This is a genomic window from Stenotrophomonas pictorum JCM 9942, assembly GCF_001310775.1.
In the GTDB taxonomy this organism is placed as follows: Bacteria; Pseudomonadota; Gammaproteobacteria; order Xanthomonadales; family Xanthomonadaceae; genus Stenotrophomonas; species Stenotrophomonas pictorum.
The window spans coordinates 1-4,904 of record NZ_BAZI01000213.1 but is presented as its reverse complement, the minus strand read 5'-3'; the positions used below and the strand labels follow the sequence as shown (position 1 = coordinate 4,904).

Below are 4,904 nucleotides of genomic sequence, written 5' to 3'. Positions count from 1 at the left end.
TGCCGGCGCAGCCAGTCCTCCAATGCGGGCAGCACATGCGCGCGCGCCTGGGACGAATAGAACGCCTCCTCCAGCGGCGCCAGCGCAGGGGCGGCCGGATCCACCTCCGCCAGCGCCCGGAACGCCAGCGTCATGTCCATCTGCCCGGCATGCAGCAACTGGCGGAACTGCGCCATCAGCAGCTCGTCGCCATCGCGGAACTCCCCCAGCCCCAGCTTGGCGACCAGATGCGCCCGCTCTTCGGCCGCATAACGCTCACCGAAGGCATCCAGCCCCGCCTGCAACGGCGCCACCTCATCAAACAGTGGCCCCAGCGCCTGCGCCAGCCGCACCAGATTCCAGTACGCCACCTGCATCTGCGTGCCGAAACGGTAGCGACGGCCCTGCGCATCGGTGGTATTGGGCGTCCAGTCAGGGTCGTAGTCCTCCACCCAGCCGTAAGGGCCGTAGTCCAGAGTCAGACCAAGAATGGACATGTTGTCGGTGTTCATCACCCCGTGCACGAAGCCGACCCGCAGCCAGTGCGCGACCATCACCGCGGTGCGCGTGCACACCTGCATGAACCAATCCGCGTAACGCGGCTGACCGGTGCCGCCCAGCTCGGGAAAATCACGGGCAATGCAGAAATCGGCCAATTGCCGCAGCAATGCCGTATCGCCACGCGAGGCCGGCAGCTCGAACGTCCCGAAACGGACGAACGACGGCGCCACCCGGCAGACCACCGCCCCCGGCTCAGGCGCGGATGACCGTCGTAGAACATGTCGCGCACCACCGGCTCGCCGGTCGCCACCAGGCTCAACGCCCGGGTGGTCGGCACACCCAGATGATGCATGGCCTCCGAGCACAGGAACTCGCGGACCGAGGAGCGCAGCACCGCACGACCATCGGCGCCGCGCGAATACGGCGTCGCTCCGGCGCCCTTGAGCTGCAGCTCCCAGCGCCGTCCATCGGCCACCAGCTCGCCCAGCGAAATCGCCCGCCCGTCGCCCAGCTGGCCGGCCCAGTTGCCGAACTGGTGCCCGCCATAGTTCGCCGCCCAAGGCTGCATGCCCTCATACAGTGCGTTGCCGGCAAACACCTCGGCGAACGCCTGGCTGCCGACCTCGGCCGTATCAAAGCCAAGCAATGCCAACACCTCGGCCGAACACGCCAGCAACTGCGGCGCGGCGACCGGGGTCGGCATGACTTGCGACCAGGCCGCTCCCTGTACTTCGCGGCGGCGCGATCCGGCCTCACTGTCGCCGGGAAGCTCGCGCAGGAAGCGGTTGTCAAAGTGCAGGGAGTGGGTGCTCATCGTCTGCAGATGGGGGCGCCACCCGCTGGCTGCAACCTCAGCGGCGGCCAGCGGCCAGATCCAGCCTGCCGCCACGCTCCGCCGCCCGCCGGTAGGCCGGACGCTGTGCGATGCGGGCCAGAAAATCCTGCAATCGCGGATAGGCCTGCAATCCTCCACTACGCGAGGCCGCAGCCTGGATCGGAAAGCTCATCTGGATATCGGCGGCGGTGAACCGCTCTCCGGCAAACCAGCTGGATTGCCCCAGCTCCCGCTCCATCCAATCCAGATGCAACTTGAGCTGCGGGCCAACATACGTCTTCATCACCCGGGCGGCGATGGCACGCGCAACCGGTCGGGCGAAAAACGGCATCGGTGCTTTGCGCAGGCGGGCGAACACCAGGCTCATCAGCAACGGCGGCATCGCCGAACCCTCGGCGTAATGCAACCAGTAGCGATAACGCAGCCGCTCCGGCGCCTGCGCGGGAAAAGGGGCCGGTGACAGCTGCCTGTCCGCGTCGTAACGATCAGCCAGATATTCCAGAATCGCGCCGGACTCGGCCAGGATCAGCGCATCGTCCTGCAGAACCGGCGACTTGCCCAACGGATGGACATCCCACAACGCCTGCGGCGCCAACCATGTCTGCGGATCGCGCGCATAGCGCAGCAGTTCGTACGGCAGCCCCAGCTCTTCAAGCATCCACAGCACGCGCAGCGAACGCGAATTCTCCAGATGATGGACCGTGATCATCAGCCATTCCGCAGATTCAAAGCCGCATGCTAACGAGCCAAGCGCAGCGTGGGTGTTACGGCCAACACGCAGACAAAAGAAAACGCCGGAAGCTTGCGCTTCCGGCGTTTTTGGCTACCTTGCGGTGGCTGGCGTCTGAATTAGACGGCCTGCACCTGGTCAGCCTGCATACCCTTCTGGCCCTGCACGGCGACGAAAGTCACCTTCTGGCCTTCCTGCAGCGACTTGAAGCCGTTGCCCTGGATGGCGCGGAAATGCACGAACAGGTCCGGGCCGCTTTCCGGGGTGATGAAGCCGAAGCCCTTGGCGTCGTTGAACCACTTGACGGTGCCGGTCTGACGATCAGACATATACTAACTCCTGAAACATAAGTTGAAATAATCGCAGCCACCGGGTATCGGGGCCGAGACTGAGTTGCAGGCGTTTGGTAAAGCGGATCGATGAGCGGATCGTTGTAGATCAACTGCATCAGGCCACGATTCACGGTGACCCTTGCAAGCACAGTGGGGCAAACGATACGCGGCTTTTCGCCAAAAAGCGACAAAAACCGTATTCAGGTAATCCGATGGATTCAGGCCCCAAAATATACCGAATGAATTCATAAACTTACCCGCAAAAAACGCACTTCCCTGCGTCTGCAACGCGAAAAATTATAGCCAGACTGCGTGAGATCACGACCTCGGAGCGTCCGGTGAAGTCACCCAATACGTCCAACGCCGCCATTCGGAGCCCACCAATGATCCAGGCGACCGGACGCCCGGCCACCGCCGATCAGCCCAGCGTGCGCTCACTGCAAAATTCGCGACGCCTGCCACTGAGTGGATCCACAAACGCCAGACACCGCGCCAGCAGCTGCAACGGCGCGCGGTAGTCATCAACGGCCCGCTCGACCAGCTGCGGGTAGATGTCATCTCCCAGAATCGGTGCCCCCAGCGCGGCCATATGCACGCGCAGCTGGTGCTTGCGACCGGTGACCGGCTCAAGGGCATAGCGCCAGACGGCTCCTGTGCGCTCAATCACGGAGATCCGGCTCAGCGAATTCGGCTCGCCCGCGCACTCGGCCATGCGAAAGAACGGCTCACCACGCTCGATACGGCTGGCGCGCTCCAATGGAAACCACGCCTGAGGCAGTGCCAGCGCCCGCGCCTCGTAGCCTTTGTCGATACGGCGATCACGGAACAGCCGCTGATAGGCCGCGCGGCTGCGCCGGTTGCAGGAAAACAGCACCAACCCGGCCGTTCCGCGATCGATCCGGTGCAGTGGCACAAGATCACGGTTGCCGGTTGCCGCGACCAGCCGGGTCAGCAACGTTTCACGGACATACTGACCGGCTGGCATGACCGGCAGGAAATGCGGCTTGTCAGCGACCAGCAGATCCTCGTCCTGATACAGCACCTGCTCGACGAACGGAATCCTGGGCTCTTCGGACACTTCGCGGAAATACTGGATTTCCAGCCCCGCCCGCCACGGCTGCTGCGGCATCAACGGCACGCCACCGGCGCTCAGCACCCTGCCCCGTGCAAACCGGTCCAGCCACTGCGCGCGGGAAACCTGCGGGAATCGCGCGCACAACCCGTCCAGCAGGCAGGCCCAGGAACCGGGCGCCAGTTGCAGGCGGCTGGGCAGATCGGGATCAGGCACAGGCGTACAGGTCGGGAAGGGGGCGAGGCATTATCATGGCCGGTCTTCTTTCCCGGTATTCCCATGGCCCTCACCGCCACCATCCGCAAGGCCGAGCTGCAGATCAGCGACATGGATCGCGGCTACTACGCGACCCACAACCTGACCCTGGCCCAGCATCCGTCCGAAACCGACGAGCGCCTGATGGTGCGCCTGCTCGCCTTCGCCCTGAACGCCCAGGACCGGCTGGAATTCGGCAAGGGCCTGAGCACCGAGGACGAGCCGGACCTGTGGCAGCTCGATTACACCGGCGCCATCGAACAGTGGATCGACCTGGGCCATCCGGACGAATCGCGCATCCGCAAGGCCTGCAACCGCAGCGGCCGCGTGCAGGTGGTCAACTACGGCGGCCATGCCTCCGACATCTGGTGGCAGAAGCAGGGCAAGCACCTGGTGCGTTTCGACAACCTTTCCGTACTGGATTTGCCGGCCGGGTTCGTCGAGCAGTGGGGACAGCAGATCCAACGGGCCATGCGCTGGAACGTGCTGATCCAGGATGGTGAAGTACAGCTGCTCAACGACCAGACACAGCTGGATGTGATCCCGGTCTGGCGCAAGCGCCCGGCAGAGTGAGATCGGCGTGGCGATGAACACCATCCGCTGCGACGTCTTGGTGATCGGCGCGGGCGCTGCGGGCTTGATGTGCGCCCTCACCGCGGGTCAACGCGGCCGACGGGTGCAGGTGATCGACCATGCCAACAAGGTTGGCAAGAAGATCCTGATGTCCGGGGGCGGACGCTGCAACTTCACCAATACCGGCACCACCGCCGGCAACTTCCTGTCGGCCAATCCACATTTCTGCAAATCCGCACTGGCCCGCTACACCCCGGCCGATTTCATCGAAATGGTCGAGCGACACCGCATCGCCTACCACGAGAAGGAGCTGGGCCAGCTGTTCTGCGACATTTCCTCCAAGCAGATCGTCAGGATGCTGCTGGACGAATGCGACGCGGCCGGCGTGCAGATCCGTACCGACTGCGGCGTGCAGGACATTGAACGCGGCAGCGATGGCTTTCGCGTGCAGACCGCCCAGGGACTGTTCCACTGCGCCTCGGTGGTGATCGCCACCGGCGGCCTGTCGATTCCCAGCATGGGCGCCAGCGGCTTCGGCTACGAGGTCGCGCGGCGTTTCGGCCACGAAGTGCTGCCCACGCGCGCCGGCCTGGTGCCGCTCACGCTCAGCGGCAGGCACCAGGAGCG

The 4,904-nt window shown here is 64.5% G+C and carries 5 protein-coding genes and 1 pseudogene; 2 read left to right on the top strand and 4 right to left on the bottom strand.

Translation table 11 applies throughout. From position 1 onward, the window contains the following. From JCM9942_RS10950 to JCM9942_RS10935, 4 genes and pseudogenes are all read right to left on the bottom strand, one after another. Positions 1 to 1,294, bottom strand: a pseudogene (locus JCM9942_RS10950) (protein adenylyltransferase SelO); the annotation flags it as partial. Between the two features lie 37 nt (positions 1,295 to 1,331). Next, on the bottom strand, positions 1,332 to 2,024 hold the full coding sequence (locus JCM9942_RS10945) for a glutathione S-transferase (protein WP_054659639.1): 693 nt from the start codon (positions 2,022 to 2,024) through the stop codon (positions 1,332 to 1,334). A 140-nt stretch (positions 2,025 to 2,164) separates the two neighbouring features. Beyond that, complete coding sequence (locus JCM9942_RS10940; protein WP_054659637.1) at positions 2,165 to 2,374, bottom strand: cold-shock protein; 210 nt, start codon at positions 2,372 to 2,374, stop codon at positions 2,165 to 2,167. Between the two features lie 421 nt (positions 2,375 to 2,795). Next, positions 2,796 to 3,665, bottom strand: a complete 870-nt coding sequence (locus JCM9942_RS10935) for a pseudouridine synthase (protein WP_241772694.1) — start codon at positions 3,663 to 3,665, stop codon at positions 2,796 to 2,798. Between the two features lie 63 nt (positions 3,666 to 3,728). Here JCM9942_RS10935 and JCM9942_RS10930 point away from each other — a divergent pair, with 63 nt between their 5' ends. Then, positions 3,729 to 4,277, top strand: a complete 549-nt coding sequence (locus tag JCM9942_RS10930; RefSeq protein ID WP_054659635.1) for a YaeQ family protein — start codon at positions 3,729 to 3,731, stop codon at positions 4,275 to 4,277. A 13-nt stretch (positions 4,278 to 4,290) separates the two neighbouring features. Next, positions 4,291 to 4,904: BaiN/RdsA family NAD(P)/FAD-dependent oxidoreductase (locus JCM9942_RS10925; protein WP_157722877.1), on the top strand; the 614-nt coding region annotated here is incomplete at its 3' end.